This is a genomic window from Acinetobacter sp. M5A5_2a (genome assembly GCF_053345265.1).
In genome coordinates, this window is record NZ_JBKEZV010000008.1 from 94196 (window position 1) to 111090 (window position 16895).

General features: G+C 38.5%; 15 protein-coding genes. 2 read left to right on the forward strand and 13 right to left on the reverse strand.

Annotation, left to right across the window (positions count from 1 at the left end; translation table 11 throughout):
- Positions 1-12 precede the first annotated feature (12 nt).
- From ACLBWE_RS10990 to ACLBWE_RS11030, 9 genes are all read right to left on the reverse strand, one after another.
- Positions 13-1368, reverse strand: a complete 1356-nt coding sequence (locus ACLBWE_RS10990) for an aromatic acid/H+ symport family MFS transporter (protein WP_447602857.1) — start codon at positions 1366-1368, stop codon at positions 13-15.
- Between the two features lie 42 nt (positions 1369-1410).
- Positions 1411-2196 (reverse strand): 3-oxoadipate enol-lactonase, encoded by a 786-nt coding sequence (pcaD, locus tag ACLBWE_RS10995; protein ID WP_447602859.1) that lies wholly within the window; start codon positions 2194-2196, stop codon positions 1411-1413.
- The gene (pcaB, locus tag ACLBWE_RS11000) at positions 2193-3551 is read right to left on the reverse strand and encodes a 3-carboxy-cis,cis-muconate cycloisomerase (RefSeq protein WP_447602861.1); all 1359 of its coding nucleotides are present in this window, start codon (positions 3549-3551) and stop codon (positions 2193-2195) included. The genes pcaD and pcaB overlap by 4 nt, the downstream gene beginning before the upstream one ends.
- 2 nt (positions 3552-3553) lie before the next feature.
- A complete protein-coding gene (pcaF, locus tag ACLBWE_RS11005) occupies positions 3554-4762 on the reverse strand; it encodes a 3-oxoadipyl-CoA thiolase (protein ID WP_447602863.1) in 1209 nt (402 codons plus the stop codon).
- 12 nt (positions 4763-4774) lie between these two features.
- Positions 4775-5428, reverse strand: coding sequence for a 3-oxoacid CoA-transferase subunit B (locus tag ACLBWE_RS11010; protein WP_045431262.1), 654 nt, complete (start codon positions 5426-5428; stop codon positions 4775-4777).
- Positions 5429-5446: 18 nt separating this feature from the next.
- On the reverse strand, positions 5447-6118 hold the full coding sequence (locus ACLBWE_RS11015; RefSeq protein ID WP_003652034.1) for a 3-oxoacid CoA-transferase subunit A: 672 nt from the start codon (positions 6116-6118) through the stop codon (positions 5447-5449).
- A 342-nt stretch (positions 6119-6460) separates the two neighbouring features.
- Positions 6461-7177 (reverse strand): 2-C-methyl-D-erythritol 4-phosphate cytidylyltransferase, encoded by a 717-nt coding sequence (ispD, locus tag ACLBWE_RS11020; RefSeq protein ID WP_447602866.1) that lies wholly within the window; start codon positions 7175-7177, stop codon positions 6461-6463.
- Complete coding sequence (ftsB, locus tag ACLBWE_RS11025) at positions 7143-7532, reverse strand: cell division protein FtsB (protein ID WP_004643028.1); 390 nt, start codon at positions 7530-7532, stop codon at positions 7143-7145. The genes ispD and ftsB overlap by 35 nt, the downstream gene beginning before the upstream one ends.
- A 317-nt stretch (positions 7533-7849) precedes the next feature.
- Positions 7850-10045 carry a TonB-dependent siderophore receptor gene (locus ACLBWE_RS11030; protein WP_447602868.1) on the reverse strand — a complete coding sequence of 732 codons (2196 nt, stop codon included), beginning with the start codon at positions 10043-10045 and terminating at the stop codon, positions 7850-7852.
- Positions 10046-10473: 428 nt separating this feature from the next.
- Between ACLBWE_RS11030 and ACLBWE_RS11035 the strand changes: the two genes are divergently transcribed.
- Entirely contained in the window at positions 10474-11154 is a 681-nt protein-coding gene (locus tag ACLBWE_RS11035) for a hypothetical protein (RefSeq protein WP_447602870.1), read from the forward strand.
- A 143-nt stretch (positions 11155-11297) separates the two neighbouring features.
- Here the strand turns inward: ACLBWE_RS11035 and ACLBWE_RS11040 are convergent, their stop codons facing one another.
- A complete protein-coding gene (locus ACLBWE_RS11040; RefSeq protein ID WP_045431246.1) occupies positions 11298-11675 on the reverse strand; it encodes a hypothetical protein in 378 nt (125 codons plus the stop codon).
- A 354-nt stretch (positions 11676-12029) separates the two neighbouring features.
- Here ACLBWE_RS11040 and ACLBWE_RS11045 point away from each other — a divergent pair, with 354 nt between their 5' ends.
- Positions 12030-12707, forward strand: coding sequence for a DUF421 domain-containing protein (locus ACLBWE_RS11045; RefSeq protein ID WP_447602872.1), 678 nt, complete (start codon positions 12030-12032; stop codon positions 12705-12707).
- Positions 12708-12920: 213 nt separating this feature from the next.
- Here the strand turns inward: ACLBWE_RS11045 and eno are convergent, their stop codons facing one another.
- From eno to ACLBWE_RS11060, 3 genes are all read right to left on the reverse strand, one after another.
- Positions 12921-14210 carry a phosphopyruvate hydratase gene (gene eno / locus ACLBWE_RS11050; RefSeq protein WP_056480502.1) on the reverse strand — a complete coding sequence of 430 codons (1290 nt, stop codon included), beginning with the start codon at positions 14208-14210 and terminating at the stop codon, positions 12921-12923.
- Positions 14211-14271: 61 nt separating this feature from the next.
- Positions 14272-15129 carry a 3-deoxy-8-phosphooctulonate synthase gene (gene kdsA / locus ACLBWE_RS11055; RefSeq protein WP_003652054.1) on the reverse strand — a complete coding sequence of 286 codons (858 nt, stop codon included), beginning with the start codon at positions 15127-15129 and terminating at the stop codon, positions 14272-14274.
- Between the two features lie 30 nt (positions 15130-15159).
- Positions 15160-16797, reverse strand: a complete 1638-nt coding sequence (locus ACLBWE_RS11060) for a CTP synthase (RefSeq protein WP_004643040.1) — start codon at positions 16795-16797, stop codon at positions 15160-15162.
- Positions 16798-16895 lie beyond the last annotated feature (98 nt).

The window sequence follows — 16895 nt, forward strand, 5'->3', positions numbered from 1 at the left end:
GATAGACCTCCATTAAGTTGCATCGGTATGCGCAACAAGTGATTTAACAAATACAGCAACAGCCGCAGCAGTCGCTGGAATCAGTAATAAACTGAGAATGGCAGTAAACGACCAATCATTACCGAGTAGTACTGCACCAATCCAAGCACCAAATACTGCACCGAAACGTCCAATACCCGTCATCCAAGACACACCCGTTGCACGGCATTGGGTTGGATAGAAACGTGCACTTAAAGCTGGCATTGAGGATTGCGCACCATTAATTGCGATACCTGCACAAAGCACCAATACAGCAAGTAAAGTTGAATTTCCTAAGCTTTGACCCACAGCAATCGCAAATAGACCCGCAGTGAAGTAGAAAATAGCAATCACTCGGTTCGGGTTGAATTTGTCCATCGCCCAACCAATGAATAATGCACTTACCACACCACCGAACTGGAACAACCCACCAATAAATGCAGCACGCTCCATTGAAGCACCTGTTTCACGCATAAGCGTTGGTAACCAGCTTGTAAGCAAGTAAACAACAACCAATCCCATGAAATAGGTCAACCAAAGCAAAAGTGTTCCTTTCGCATATGGTTTAGAAAACATAATTCCAAAAACATTTTTCTTTTGAGCTGTTTCAGTTTTTTCTTCTGGAACATAAAAAGTGCTAACGTCTTTAACTTGAGTTGGCGCAATATGATTTAAAATTTTGCGTACTTTTTCAGGATCTTTACCTTTAACAATTAAAAAACGGTAAGACTCAGGTAAAACGAAAATCACTAAAATCATTAAGATCAGAGGTGACCAGCCACCCAGCAAAAATAGACTGTGCCAACCGTAAGTCGGAATAAGCCAGCTACTAATAAAGCCACCGGTTGCCATACCTAAGTTGTAGCCACAGAACATGCATGTCACCAGTAGTGAACGAATGCGTGTTGGACAATATTCAGAGAATAATGTTGTGGCATTTGGCATAGCTGCACCCAGCCCAATACCTGTCAAAAAGCGCAATACAACAAGGCTATCCAAATTTGTTGCATAGGCAGATGCCAAGGTAAAACCACCAAAAATCAGCATTGAAACGGCCAAAACAATTTTGCGACCGAAACGGTCAGCTGTCGGGCCAGAAACCAAAGCTCCAATAATCATTCCACCAAGTGCAGCACTCATTACTGGGCCTAACTGAGAACGATCAACGCCCCAGTCCTGAGCCAAAGCTGGAGCGATAAAACCCATTGCAGCAGTATCGATCCCATCAGTAAAAATAATTAAGAAACAGATGATTGCGATCATCCATTGATACTTACTGAGTGGAGCATCATTAATCAGTGCTTGAGCATCGATACTTTTGTTTGGTGCAGCGTAATCCTGAGACGCCATATTTGCCTCCTTAAGGCCAATTCCTTTTAAATCACTAAGCTATTAGATTTGCTGAATAAACCTAGTCAATTCCTGAGTAAATCTTTGTGGTTGTTCAATATTAGAAAGATGAGATGCTTCCAATTTTGCAAGTTGGCTATTGTTGATAGCACGCTGCATAAACTCAGCGTCTGCTACTGTAGTCACCGGATCATATGTCCCTGCAACCAGCAGTACTGGAATTTGGATTTGTGCAATTTCATCTCTTAAATCAGCATGTGCTAAAGCACGACATGCATTGGCATAACCTTGTGCTGGTGTGTTTGCGAGACTTTGAATCGTCGTTTGTGCAACCACATTATGTTGATAGTCGAATTTTTCGCTAAACCAACGTGTGTGCGTGGTCTTAACCAATTCAGCTAGTCCATTTTGTTCTACTGATTCAGCGCGGCTTAACCAAGCATCAGCCTGCCCAATTTTGGCTGCTGAATTTGCAACAGTAATGCTATGAAAGCGTTCTGGATAATGAATACCTAACCAAAGCCCTGTAATTCCACCCATTGAAATTCCACAAAAATGAGCTTTTTCAACATTTAAGGCATCTAAAATATCAGCAACATCTTCACCTAAATTTTGTAAAGATGATTCAGCGATTACATCACTTTGGCCATGACCACGTGTGTCGTATGTAATGACATTAAAATGACTTTTAAGCTTATCTACTTGCGGTTGCCACATTCCATGATCTGTTCCTAACGAGTTAGATAACACAAGCGCTGGAGCATCTTTTAATCCATCGGTATATACAGCGAGCTGTTTACCTTGTCGATTGGTTATAAGCTGTTTCACTTTATATCTCCTCCTTGTGCTTCTTGCAGAACAGCATCAATTTGAGCCTGAATGTTGCCCAAATAGTTTTCTGCTTTAAATATTTCCAAAATTTCTGTTTGACTAAAATGTTCTTTTACTTCATCTAACTGACTAACAACCTCAGATAAATGCTGCTTTTGAACCACGGCTGTTTTACACGCAGCTTCAACCACATGATGAGCATTTAAACGTCCAATTTTTGGAGCAAGCGCCATCATCACAGCTTCTGCCATGATTAGTCCGCTGGTACATTCAAGGTTCTGTTGCATATGCTCAACATTAACTTCAAAACCTTGTAAAACTTCACCAGTACGACTTAAAGCTCCAGCACAAAGCTGAAAAATTTCAGGGATTGCCAGCCATTCTGCATGCCACGCACCTAAGCTACGCTCATGTTCCTGCACCATACTTTGATAGATGCTAGACATAAGTGCAGGCACACGATTTGCTGCTGCAAGTACTGAAGCTGCTGCCACTGGATTACGCTTGTGTGGCATGGTCGATGAACCACCACGACCTTTTGCAGTTGGCTCAAACAATTCAGCAATTTCTGTTTGCATCATGAGTGACCAATCACGAGCCATCTTGCCTGTATTCCCAACAATCATGCCGAGCACACTTGCGATTTCTACAATACGGTCACGCTCACCATGCCATGTGCTTGTGGGTACAGTCAGATTCAACTGCTTAGCAAATGCATTTACCACAAGTGAACCTTGATCTTGCAAAGAAGCTAATGAACCCACAGCACCACCTAACTGAGCAGTGAGTACACGTGGTTTGATTGCTTGTATACGGTCCAAATCACGTTTAAATGCAGAAGCCCAACGTGCAAGCTTATGTCCTAAAGTAATTGGCAAAGCTTGCTGTAACCAGGTACGCCCAATCATGACCTGATGGCGATATTGCTTAGCTTGTTGTAATGCAGTGGTGTAGCACTGTTGAAGTTGTGCTTCCACAATGTTCAACGCATCACGGCATTGCAAAATACATGCTGTGTCTAAGATATCTTGACTGGTTGCGCCCCAATGCACATAACGTGAAGCATCTTCATCAACATCTTTAACTATTGCTGTAAGTTGCTTTACAAATGGAATTGCGATATTTCCAGCTAAGCCAGTTGCTACAGCCAACGCTGGAAAATCAAACTTTTCTAGTGCCTGCTCAGCTACTTGGGCAATTGTATGAGCAGCATTTTGAGGAATCACGCCAACTTGTGCCTGTGCTTGAGCTAGCGCAACTTCAACCTGAATCATATATGTGATTAAAGCTGAATCACTAAAGATGTCAGTGACGTCTTTTTGATAAAACAAGCTGGCATATAACTGGCTCATGATTAGACTCTCTCAATAATGAGTGCAATACCTTGGCCTACACCAATACACATTGAACATAAGGCATAACGACCGCCTGTTTGTTCAAGCTGGTTTAATGCTGTGGTCACTAGGCGTGCACCTGAGGCACCTAACGGATGACCCAAAGCAATTGCACCACCATTTGGATTGACCTTGTCAGAATCATCTGGCAAGCCTAAATCACGGGTCACTGCCAAAGCTTGTGCAGCAAAAGCTTCATTCAACTCAATCACATCCATCTGATCTAAAGTCAGGTTGGCTTGTTTAAGTAATTTTTTAATGGCAGGTGCCGGAGCAAAACCCATAATGCGTGGTTCTACACCCACCGCTGTTGAAGCAATGATCTTGGCACGCGGTTTTAGGTTATAAGTTTGAACTGCATCATCAGATGCGATCAGTAATGCTGCTGCACCATCGTTAATGCCCGAAGCATTCCCCGCAGTAACTGTACCATCAGCCTTTACAACTGGTTTAAGCTTGCTTAAACCTTCAAGGGTTGAAGCACGTGGTTGTTCATCGGTATCAATCACAACAGCATCTCCCTTACGCTGAGGGATTTCAACTGCCACGATTTCTTTAGAAAAAAAGCCTTTGGCTTGCGCGCTTGCGGTGCGTTGTTGGCTCGCCAAGGCAAACTGGTCCTGATCTGCACGATTCACGTTGAACTTTTCAGCTACGTTCTCGGCAGTCTGGGGCATGGTGTCTACACCATACAATTCTTTAAGTTTTGGGTTAATGAAACGCCAGCCCATGGTGGTGTCTTCAATCTTCTGGCTACGGCCAAAAGCACTGTCTGACTTACCCATCACATAAGGTGCACGGCTCATGCTTTCTACACCACCTGCAATCACCAAGTTTGCTTCACCTGCCTTAATGGCACGGGCAGCAATGGCAATCGCATCGAGTGATGAACCACACAAACGGTTAATAGTGGTCGCTGGAACCTGATACGGTAAACCAGCTAGAAGTGCTGACATACGGCCGACATTGCGGTTGTCTTCACCGGCTTGGTTGGCACAGCCATAGATCACATCATCGACCTGTTCCCAATCTACAGTTGGGTTACGCTGCATGAGAGCCTTAATCGGCACAGCGCCAAGGTCATCGGTACGGACAGGAGCAAGGCCACCGGCGTAACGACCGAATGGAGTACGGATGGCATCGATGATATAAGCGTTTTTTAAAGTCATTTCCCTACTTCCTTACCCTTGAGTCGCATCAATCAAAGTTGCACCTGTTAAAGCCTGTAACTCATCAAAGCTAAGACCTTCTACTTTCTCAATCACTTTCAAACCATCTTTGGTCACATCAATCACACAAAGGTCGGTGTAAATACGGTCAACACAGTGTTTACCCGTAACTGGGTAGCTCAGTTCAGCCACAATCTTCGGCTCACCTTGCTTGGTCACGTGGTCCGTGGTGATAAATACTTTTTTAGCACCAACCGCCAAATCCATCGCACCACCCACCGCAGGAATCGCATTCGGTGCACCCGTGTGCCAGTTCGCCAAGTCACCATTAGCAGCAACCTGAAAGGCTCCAAGTACCGCAATATCAAGATGACCACCACGCATCATGGCAAATGAGTCGCCATGGTGAAAAAAGCTACCGCCTTCAAGCATGGTCACAAACTCTTTACCTGCATTAATCAGTTCAGGGTCTTCTTCACCTGCCGCTGGTGGTGGCCCAAAAGCCAATAAGCCATTTTCAGAATGAAGGAAAATATCTTTATCGTTAGGTAAATAGCTCGCAATCTTGGTTGGTAAGCCAATACCCAAGTTCACATAGGCACCATCTGGAATGTCCTGTGCCACACGTTTTGCAATCTGGTCACGGCTGAGTTTCTGGTAGCTCATGTTATTTCTCCTTATTGCTTACTGTGCGGGCTGTACTTGGACAACGTGCTGTACAAAAATACCTGGGGTGATGATGTGCTCTGGATCTAATCCACCTAGCTCAACCACTTCAGAGACTTGAACAATCGTGACATCAGCAGCCATGGCCATAATTGGGCCAAAGTTACGAGCAGATTTACGGTAAACCAGATTGCCCCAGCGGTCGCCCTTGTAGGCTTTAATCAAGGCAAAGTCAGCTTTAATTGGATATTCGAGTACGTAGTCTTTGCCATCAATCTCGCGTGTTTCTTTACCTTCAGCTAGAAGTGTTCCAAAGCCTGTTGGGGTAAACACAGCCCCAAGTCCCATACCTGCTGCCTGAATACGGCAAGCCAGATTACCTTGTGGTACTACTTCAAGCTCGACCTTTCCAGCACGGTACAGTTCATCAAACACATAAGAGTCTGACTGACGTGGGAAAGAACAGATGACTTTTTTAACTGAACCAGCCTTAAGCAGTTTAGCCAGACCGTAATCGCCATTACCGGCATTATTGCTAACAATAGTCAGGCCTTTAACACCGAGTTCAATCAGTCCGTCAATGAGTTCAGCGGGTTGTCCTGCGGTACCAAAACCACCAATCAGGATGGTGGCACCATCTTTAATCTGCGATAGAACCTCGCTTAGAGAGGACTTACTTTTGTCAATCATTAGACAACTCCATTGTGCTCATTGAAGAAGAGATAGGTAAGAGAGTTAGGCACACTGAGGCGAGAAGAATAGATAAATATTTCACTCAATCCCGAGTGTTTCCCTTAGATTTCCCTTTTAAACATTCTTGATAATTTTTATAATTTGATCTAGTTATCGCACTATGGTTTTGTTCGGTATAAGTGAAATTTGTTCGATGATCGAACATTATCTAAGATAGTTGTATAATCCGAATAAATCGTAAAACTTATAAATGTAAAAGAATATGAGTTGTTATAAATAGATATGTAGAAAATTTTCTTAGACGATTTAATCATCCAAGCAATTTAAAAAATAATAGAATTAAGATTGAGATTGGAGAATCAAACGCGCAAGTTCTAAATCATCGGGATAGGTAATTTTTATATTATCAGAACGTCCCATCACGACCCGTACAGTTTCACCCATATATTCAAGTGCACTTGCTTCATCTGTAATAGTGACGTTATTTTCTAAAGCCTGTTCAATTGCTTTTTTGAGTTTACCGATTTTAGTAATTTGAGGGGTTTGGGCTTGCCATAATGAGTCTCGGCTTACTGTTTTATCAATATGATCGCCTGTCTTAACTTGCTTTAAAGTATCACGAACAGGAATTGCTAAAATAGCACTATCATTTGATTCAATTGCCTTTGCCACAAGTGCATTTAAACAATCAATTGTTACACAAGGTCGAGCTGCATCATGCACAAGGACCCAATCATTTTCATCGGCAAAATTTAAAAGATGATTTAATGCATTTAATACTGAATGAACTCGCTCAGCTCCACCAGTGCAAAAATGCGCCTTATCTATATTTTGAAATGCAAGAGTCTGAGCAAAGGTATCTTGTGTACCAATAGCCAAAACATAACCATTTAACGGAAGTTGACTTATACGCCGAATAGTGTGTTCTAAAACAGTCCTATCCTGAATATATTGATACTGCTTCAATTCAGTTTTAGAAAATCGACTTCCTGATCCTGCAGCTGGTATAACTGCCCATAATTTAGTCTGGGATATCTGGGGATGCAGGTGTCTCATTCGTTTCCAAATCAACTTTAGCGTTCGGGTCAATATAAATAGGTTTGTAATGGGTACTGATTGTACTCATTTGAACAAATGTCTCGTGAGGTTTAACCAAACCAAGATCAAGGCGAGCATGTTCTTCTATTGCTTCTGTACCATTTTTCAGGTCAAAAACCTCTGCTGCCAAAATACGGTTCCGTTCTTTAAGCTCTTCATTTACCTCAGCTTGTTGCTGAATTTGTTGCATGAGAGCTTGATGAGGGATATAGCCACCCTCACCTAACCAAAATTGATATTGCAGTATAGCTACTAAAACAATAACAAGTAGCAATATCAGTTTGCTTGAAGTGGATCGAAATACTTCTAACATATCATTAAGATTTTTAATTAAAAACTTTCGTTAAGAGTTTGTATTGTATAGTAATTAACAAACAACATGCGCAATTCCTGAAAAAATTTAAGCAAAATTATTAATGGGCATATTACTTTAATTGACCATTGTGACATGTTTCATTTTGTCAAAAATGAATGGAATTTGAAAGGGAAATAATATTTATAAGTACAATTGCTTATAAATCAATCTATGCACCTAAACACCAGTCTAACTATGATGAAATTATGCTGAGTAAATATAGAAAAGCCCTCATTAAAGGGCTCTTATAAATCGACTGCTTATGAGAGTCTAAATCAGAAATTATAACGAACACTCAACGTTGCATTTCGTGGTGTTCCCCAATTCATTGAGTTAGCACCAATACCTTCATAATACTTCTCATCAAAAATATTATCGATATTAAATTGAAGTTTGATATTTTTATCTACTTGATAGCCTAGCATTGCACTTGCTAAAACATAAGCATCCTGCTCAATACGGGAGCTTCCACTACCTGTATAGTATTTACTCTTATAATTTAAACCAAGTCCTGCACTCCATTGATCAAGTTTGTACTTAACAAATAGATTCGAGGTTGTTCGAGAGTTTGTCGTATTAACCTTTGTGCCTTTTGCATCTTTTGCTTCAAAATTAGCAATACCAAAGTTAATACCCCAATTGTCGTTAATCTCGCCATCAGCTTCAAACTCAAAACCTTTACTTTCAACCCCATCTACAGCTCGATAGGCCTGCTCTGTAGTTTGTGTACCATTGCGAATAATGAATCTGTCAGGTATGAGTTCAGCAAAATTAGACTGCTCGATCCGGAATACTGATAATGCTGTATTTAAACGCCCTCCAAACCATTCGCTCTTTAAGCCAGCCTCATAACTCTTACCTGTAATCGGATCTATATATTGATCATTTATATCTTTACGTTCTTGAGGTTTGAAAATTTCTGTATAACTCGCATATATAGAATGATCTTGGGCAAAATCATAAATAGCTCCAACATATGGTGCTAATTCATTGTTAAATTCACGGTTACCTTTATCATTTTCAGATTTATATTTCCAATTTGATAAGCGTGCCCCAGCAATAATTTTTAAAGGATAAAAAATTTGAAATTTTCCGGCAATATATGCGGCAGTTTGTGTAGTTTCATTTAGTGCATTTTTACCATTTAATACTACTGGTTGAAGCAACTCTTGAGCCATATCATTATAGTTAAGTGGTCCACCTAAATATTTTTCAATGTCTTGGTCTGTGTTAGATCCACCAAAAATATCCTTTGTTTTCTCATTCTTATTCCAAGATCCACCAATAATGATTTCTTGTGGACGATCAAAAAGCGTAAATGGAGCATTGATAAAAACATCAATATTGTTTTCTTCATTTGCAGCTTTTGCGCCATATACAGAAACATAATCAGGTTTATTCTTCTGATTATCATTTGGATTTTCTAATGGACTGGTATTGGTTGCCTTGTCTACTTTTCCAGCTGTATATAGCAACATGGAGGCTGTATCTTCTTTACGGAAGGTATAAGCAATATTTAAATTAACGTCATTAAATAAATTCTGCTTTAAGTTCGCAAATACTGCCGTTGTATTTACATCCCAATAAGTCCAAGGTGCACTTACTGTTAAGCTTCTAGAAAAATTGGTACGAGTCCCATCAGTATAAAAAGCCGGTGTCCCACCCCAGCGAATACCATCACGATGTAACTCTTGATAAGTAGCACCAAGTGACATGCTTGTTTTGTCACTCAAGTCATAATCAACTGCACCATAAAACACATTCCGTTCTTTCTCATAAAAATCCATAAATGATTTTTCATCAGAATGCTTTACAAACATACGACCACGTAATGATCCATCTGCATTAAGCGGTGTGGAAACATCCGCTGAGCTACTCCAAGAATTCCATGAGCCTAAAGATGTGCTGACATTACCAGTGAGTTCTTTTGAGTTTGCATGTTTCCGAATCATGTTCAGCGCCATCGCTGGGTTTCCAGCACCTGTGGTTAGGCCATTGGCACCCTTTACTACTTCGATACGATCATAAATATCTAAATCTAAATCACCAGTGCCTAAGTTTGTAGTACTAGGTATTCCATCAATTAAGTAATAATCCACCTCAAAACCACGTGCATAAACTCTTTGACGCTCATCAGTACGTGAGGTTGAAACACCCGTAATATTATTCATTAAATCTTGAAAGGAATCGATTTTTCGATCATCTAAATATTCACGGGTTAAAACTTTGACCGATTGAGGAGTTTCACGAAGAGATAAATTTAATTTTGTAGAAGTATTTGAACTTTTTGCTGTATAGCTGCCCGAGCCTTCAGTAACAGCCGGATTTTCTTGTTCTGCTTGTACTTTTATCGTTGCTAAAGTGGCTGTTTCGATTGGTTGTTCTGCATAAACAAATGAAGGTACCGTTAAAGCCATAGAAAGTACTAAAGGGTGAACTTTAAATGCTTTTCTAAAGGGCGGATTGTACATAAGAAAATTCCATAATAACTAATGTGCTGAACCATATTTTTAGCCTTCCACTACCTTGTTCCTTGTTACACAGTAGTAAAAGTTCGGCACAAAAATTAACACGAATGATAATTGTTATCAACTTTAAGTTAATAATTATTCTTATTTGCTTAATATGATTTACTAATCAATATTGCATAAATCACAGAATCGCTATCCACACATCAAAATTTGGATGTCTAACGGATTGAATACTCATCTTGTTGAGTCATGGTGCTGCAGCCATGGGCTTTATATTATTGATTCAAAAATATATAAACCAATTTTCAAATTCAAATTGACTATGGAACTGCTCAAGAACATGAGAAATAAAAAACTACACAGTATTTTCTTTTATATTTTATTATTCTTCATAAATCTCATAAAAGAGAATAAAGGTATAAACTGTAGTGCATAAAATTTTAGCATTTTCTTTAGCAAGCTTAGGTTTAAGTGCTTGTAATAACCCTACTGATGATAGCCCTTCAAAAATACTTAATATGGAGAGTAATCAGACACAACATACATCAGCCACCCCTTATATATTTGAATATAATGATATTGTGTACACACTAAAAGCTGGACAAGATCCAGATACTGTCCATTTAAAATTTAAAAACTTATTAAAAAAAATTCCCTCTAGCGATAATAATTTAGATATTTTAAAAACCAAACGCAAGGTACTTATTCACTTAGGTTGCCTTAAAGGAGCATATATAGTTACCGAAAAAATTCTAAATAAAACAGATAGTTCACAACTACAAGAGATGCAATGCATTTTCTTAAGAAAAATGAAAAAAGATGCTCATGAAATAAAAGAATGTTATGAAAAAACGGCCCATAGCTATTTAAACGAAATAAATTTAATTCCAAAGGCAGCTGTACGATATCAATATGTATTGTGGGGACATTATGCAGCAATGTTCCATGCCGGCCATATCGAATATAGAGATAAACTTCAAGAAATTATTGATTATCACAACATTGAAGATCACAAAAAAACATATCAACAAATGTATGAAAATATACTGAATGCCAGTGCTTTTCAAAAACGTTTAGATGCTATTCCGTATAGCCCGAATTGTCAGTAAAGTATATTAATGGATGTTATAAGCCACCATCCTCCTCAAAATTTTAGCTTGCTTTTAATAGAACCTAAAATAATTGAGATTAAAAATAAAACAGTATAAGCAAAATCCTCTGTATCATCCGTAGCTAAATAAATTTTCCATAATTAATCATCATAGATAAGATCATTTTCATCCACATTGATATAATCTGGCTGGGGATCCTTATCAAATTGTACAGCACATATTTTATCCTTACCTAAAATTTTTGCTTTTCCCACCCTATGCATACCATCCATTATTCTACCCTGTGAACATATTATTATTGGATAAGACAAATCTGCTTCTTGAATTAGTAGCATATGATTAATAATATCTTGAGTAGTAGGATGAGAATCTGGATACCAATATGGTTCATTTAATTCTTTTATTTCGGAAAGTAAAATTTCTTTTACTTTAAAATCTCTAGTTAATTCTACTAAATTATCTACATCCCAAATATAAGTATCATTTTCAATTTTTCTAAAATGATATTGTTTTCTCATGATATAAAATTCCTCATAAAATCCAAAAATATTAAAATATATCTATTAATATTAGATATTGTAAAAACGAAGTGCCGTAATTCCTAGCCAATATAGAAAAAGATATTTAAAATTAAAATAAATACTACTTTCATCCTATTCGACAACTTCAACAATCATTCTGTCTTGCTATTTATCTACAATTAAAACCCACGCTATATGTTTATTCTAATGCATAGTTTGAAAATGAAATTTATACAGAATCACAGAGAGTTCGAATTTTTAACCAATAACTACTTAAAAAGTATATTTTTTCTATTTTTAATTTGCTAAAAATTTTATAAAGACTTCATCCACCTATTAAAAGGAGAAAAAATGGATTTTTTTAATATTTTCATAGGTGACACCACATGGACCTTTATTTTGGAAATTTTGGTTCGATGCTTCCTCATGTTTATCATTATTATTAGTTTTTTAAGACTATCAGGTAAGCGTGGTGTTCGCCAACTTTCCCTTTTTGAACTCGCAATTATTTTATGTTTAGGCTCGGCTGCTGGTGATCCAATGTTTACCAAGGACTTACCTATTGCCCATGCTTTTATCGTATTTATCGTTATTCTTTTTCTCTATCGCCTAGTAACTTGGGCCATGGTGAAGCATAAGAAAATTGAAGATCTATTAGAAGGAAAAGCACTTTGCGTGGTCAAAGATGGACTTTTAGTCTACAAAGATTTCCAGAAACAATCATATTCACATGATGAGTTTTTCTCAGAGATGCGCCAACAAAATGTTGAGCATTTAGGCCAAGTGAGAACAGCTTTATTGGAGTCTGACGGTATCCTTAGCTTACTGTACTATGAAGATGAAGAAGTAAAATGGGGATTACCACTATTCCCTGATGCTTATTGCAAAGCTAACATACTTAAAATCGATAGCTTTTATTCATGTATGAAATGCGGTGAAACTAAAATTCTAAATACACTCGATCAAGAGTGTTCTCGTTGCAAACACCATAGTTGGGCTAAGTCTTTAAAAACCCGTCGTCTAGGATAATAAAAGAATTGAGTATTATAAGTGTCAGATATTAGGTTTTTCTAAAAAGGATCTAATAGATAGAATTTTGTATTTTCGAGATGCAATAAAAGAAGTAATAGAAAATGAAAAATTAATTTATTTTTATAAATTAAAAAGGCGCTATTTCCTATTAAAAGAGAGAAATAGCGCCTTAAAATGTTAAAAAACTAATTTTAACTTTTTATTTAAAGATTAGTTTAAACCTTTAAACTCAGCTTTACCGCGGTAAGCAGCTTTAGTCAACTCTTCAATACGAAGTAATTGGTTGTACTTAGAAACACGGTCAGAACGGCAAAGTGAACCAGTCTTAATTTGACCAGCCGCTGTACCTACTGCTAAGTCAGCAATAGTTGAATCTTCAGTTTCACCAGAACGGTGAGAAATTACAGTTGTATAACCATTTTCTTTAGCAAGGTAAATTGCATCTAGAGTTTCAGTCAAGGTACCAATTTGGTTGTATTTGATTAAGATAGAGTTACCTACTTTCTCATTAATACCACGTTGTAAAATCTTAGGGTTTGTAACGAACAGGTCATCACCAACCAATTGGATTTTGTCACCAAGGATAGATGTCAAGTAAGACCAACCTTCCCAATCTGATTCATCTAAACCATCTTCAATTGAGATAATTGGATATTGGTTTACAAGGCCTGCTAAATAGTCAGAGAACTGGTTGCTTGTGAATGCTTTATTACCTTCACCCGCAAGAACATATTGACCATTTTTGTAGAATTCTGAAGATGCACAGTCAAGCGCCAACATAATGTCAGAACCAGCTTTGTAACCAGTTTGACCAATAGCTTCAAGAATAACAGTGATTGCTTCTTCGTTTGAACGCAAGTTTGGTGCAAAACCACCTTCATCACCAACAGCAGTGTTTAAACCTTTTTTGTTTAAAACTGATTTTAGTGAATGGAAGATTTCAGCACCTGCACGTAATGCTTCAGCAAATGAAGTGAAGCCTACTGGCTCAATCATAAACTCTTGAATATCAACGTTGTTGTCTGCATGTGAACCACCATTGATGATGTTCATCATTGGTACAGGCATAGTCAAAATCTTTTGACCACGTAAGTCAGCGATGTATTGGAAAAGAGGAATTTTCTTTTCATCAGCAGCAGCACGTGCAGCAGCTAATGACACAGCCAAAGTTGCATTTGCACCCAACTTTTCTTTGTTTTCAGTACCATCAAGTTCGATCATCGTATTATCGATGTCTTTTTGTTCAAATACTGATTTGCCCACTAAAGCGTCACGGATAATCGTGTTTACGTTGTTAACCGCAGTTTTAACACCTTTACCTAAGTAACGCGATTTATCACCGTCACGTAGTTCTAGAGCTTCACGAGAACCAGTTGAAGCACCAGATGGTGCACATGCACGACCAACAACCCCAGATTCTAAAATTACGTCTGCTTCGATGGTTGGGTTACCACGAGAGTCCAAAATTTCACGTGCACGGATGTCAACGATTTGGCTCATGAACAATTCCTCTGTTGAATGAATATGAGCTGCGATTAAAGCAGCGTAAATGAGTAAAAACTCAATGGGTGTCTAACTTTTTGAATCCTTTAACCAAAGTATCCAATTCTTTTATTTGTGCCAAGAATGGCTCAAGCTGTGACATACGTAACGCACAAGGTCCATCGCATTTTGCATGTTCTGGGTCTGGATGACCTTCCAAGAACAATCCAGCCAAGCCTGTTGCCATTCCAGCGCGTGCTAAAGTTGTAATTTGAGCACGACGACCACCTGCCGAGTCAGCACGACCACCAGGAGTTTGCAACGCATGTGTTACATCGAAGAAAACAGGAACATTCATTTCTTTCATTATGTCAAAGCCAAGCATGTCTACAACAAGGTTGTTATAACCAAATGCTGAACCACGTTCACAAAGAATAAGTTTATCGTTTCCTGCTTCTAAACATTTATTTAGGATATGACGCATTTCATGAGGTGCCAAAAACTGAGCTTTCTTAATATTAATAATAGCTTGTGTTTTTGCCATCGCTTCAACAAGATCAGTTTGGCGACTTAAGAAAGCCGGTAACTGAATAATATCAGCTACTTCTGCAACTGCTTCAGCTTGGTGTGGTTCATGAACATCAGTAATGATAGGCACATTAAAATGTTTTTTAATATCGCCTAACCATTCAATACCTTTTTCAAGTCCAGGACCGCGGAACGAATGCAGACTAGAACGATTTGCTTTATCGAAACTCGCTTTAAATACATAAGGAATATCTAAGCGTTTGCAAATATCAACATAAGTTTCTGCAATTTCGAAAGCTAAATCTTTTGATTCAAGTACGTTCATTCCGCCAAATAATACAAATGGCAAATGATTTGCCATTTGTATATCGCCTAAACGTACAACTTCTTGTGGTTTTAATTGTGACATTTAAACTTTCCCAGTTTATTTAAAATCGCATTATTTACTTTTTTGATGCTGTGTTTTCGCAGCGTCAATAAAACTAGCAAATAATGGATGTCCATCACGTGGTGAACTTGTAAATTCCGGGTGGAATTGTACAGCAATAAACCAAGGATGTTCAGGAATTTCTACTGTTTCAACCAAATGTTGTGCCGAAGAATAGCCTGAAATCTTCATACCAGCTTGTTCAATCGACTCAATGAAACGGTTATTCATTTCATAACGGTGACGATGACGCTCAGTGATTTCTGCTTTACCGTAGACTTCACGTGTTTTTGTGCCTTCAACCAATTCAGATTTTTGTGCACCTAAACGCATAGTTCCACCTAAGTCAGACTCTACGCTGCGTTGTTGTAACTCGCCGCGCTCATCTAACCATTCGGTAATTAAACCAATCAATGGATACTTTGTAGAACGGTTAAACTCTGTAGAAGATGCTTCTGGCATAGCTGCAACATGACGTGCATATTCAATTACAGCCAATTGCATACCCAAACAAATGCCCAAGAATGGAATTTTGTTTTCACGTGCATATTGAATAGCTTTCATTTTGCCTTCAGTACCACGCTCACCAAAGCCGCCTGGGACTAAAATTGCGTCAGCTGTTTGCAAAATAGAAACGTCTTGGCTTTCAAGTTCTTCAGCATTGACATAATCAATCTGTACTTTCACACGGTTTTTGATGCCTGCATGTAACAATGCTTCATTCACAGATTTATAAGCATCTGGTAATTCAACATATTTACCAACCATAGCTACACGTAAAGTGTATTCTGGGTTAAGTAATGCTTCGACTACATTGTCCCAATCTTCTAGATTTGCTTCTGGAAGATCATTAAACCCAAAACGTTCACAAATGAGGTCATCAACGTTTTGTTCATAGAATGTACGTGGAATTTGATAAATCGTTTTCGCATCTTTACATACCACAACGGCACGCGCTTCCACGTTAGTGAACAATGCAATTTTACGTTTAGTATCAACATCTACATCATATTCAGTACGGCAGATTAAGATATCTGGCTGAATACCAATTGAAAGTAACTCTTTCACTGAATGTTGAGTTGGTTTGGTTTTTAACTCAGCCGCAGATTTGATATATGGCAACAAAGTTAAATGCATCAGCATGGTACGTTTATGACCAAGCTCAACCATTAACTGACGGACTGATTCCATAAATGGAAGTGATTCGATATCACCAACCGTACCACCAATCTCAACGATTGCAACGTCGTAACCTTCACCTGCGCGAAGTACGCGTTCTTTAATGTTGTCAGTAATATGTGGAATAACTTGAACCGTACCACCTAAGTAGTCACCACGACGTTCTTTATTTAGAACATCTTGATATACACGGCCACTGGTAAAATTATTCAGTTTGGTCATTTTCGCACGACGTAAGAAACGTTCGTAATAACCCAAGTCTAGATCAGTTTCGGCACCATCCTCTGTGACAAAAACTTCACCATGTTGGAAAGGACTCATTGTCCCCGGATCGACATTAATGTAAGGATCCATTTTAACCATTGTGACTTTTAAGCCACGGGCTTCCAAAAGTGCAGCAACTGAAGCAGCAGAAATACCTTTACCTAGCGATGAAACCACACCACCAGTAACAAAAATAAAATGGGTCATTAAGTTTCTCGTACAATCAAGCCGAAATCGGCCTACAATGTTGGGCAATTTTACTTTACTCTGCCCCTATAAAGCAAAGTCAAACCGCATCAATTCAA

Coding starts and splice junctions, on each gene's coding strand:
- ACLBWE_RS10990 (WP_447602857.1), bottom strand. CDS start 1,368: ATGGCGTCTCAGGATTACGCTGCACCAAACAAAAGTATCGATGCTCAA.
- pcaB (WP_447602861.1), bottom strand. CDS start 3,551: ATGAGCCAGTTATATGCCAGCTTGTTTTATCAAAAAGACGTCACTGAC.
- pcaF (WP_447602863.1), bottom strand. CDS start 4,762: ATGACTTTAAAAAACGCTTATATCATCGATGCCATCCGTACTCCATTC.
- ACLBWE_RS11010 (WP_045431262.1), bottom strand. CDS start 5,428: ATGAGCTACCAGAAACTCAGCCGTGACCAGATTGCAAAACGTGTGGCA.
- ACLBWE_RS11015 (WP_003652034.1), bottom strand. CDS start 6,118: ATGATTGACAAAAGTAAGTCCTCTCTAAGCGAGGTTCTATCGCAGATT.
- ispD (WP_447602866.1), bottom strand. CDS start 7,177: ATGAGACACCTGCATCCCCAGATATCCCAGACTAAATTATGGGCAGTT.
- ftsB (WP_004643028.1), bottom strand. CDS start 7,532: ATGTTAGAAGTATTTCGATCCACTTCAAGCAAACTGATATTGCTACTT.
- ACLBWE_RS11030 (WP_447602868.1), bottom strand. CDS start 10,045: ATGTACAATCCGCCCTTTAGAAAAGCATTTAAAGTTCACCCTTTAGTA.
- ACLBWE_RS11040 (WP_045431246.1), bottom strand. CDS start 11,675: ATGAGAAAACAATATCATTTTAGAAAAATTGAAAATGATACTTATATT.
- ACLBWE_RS11045 (WP_447602872.1), top strand. CDS start 12,030: ATGGATTTTTTTAATATTTTCATAGGTGACACCACATGGACCTTTATT.
- eno (WP_056480502.1), bottom strand. CDS start 14,210: ATGAGCCAAATCGTTGACATCCGTGCACGTGAAATTTTGGACTCTCGT.
- kdsA (WP_003652054.1), bottom strand. CDS start 15,129: ATGTCACAATTAAAACCACAAGAAGTTGTACGTTTAGGCGATATACAA.
- ACLBWE_RS11060 (WP_004643040.1), bottom strand. CDS start 16,797: ATGACCCATTTTATTTTTGTTACTGGTGGTGTGGTTTCATCGCTAGGT.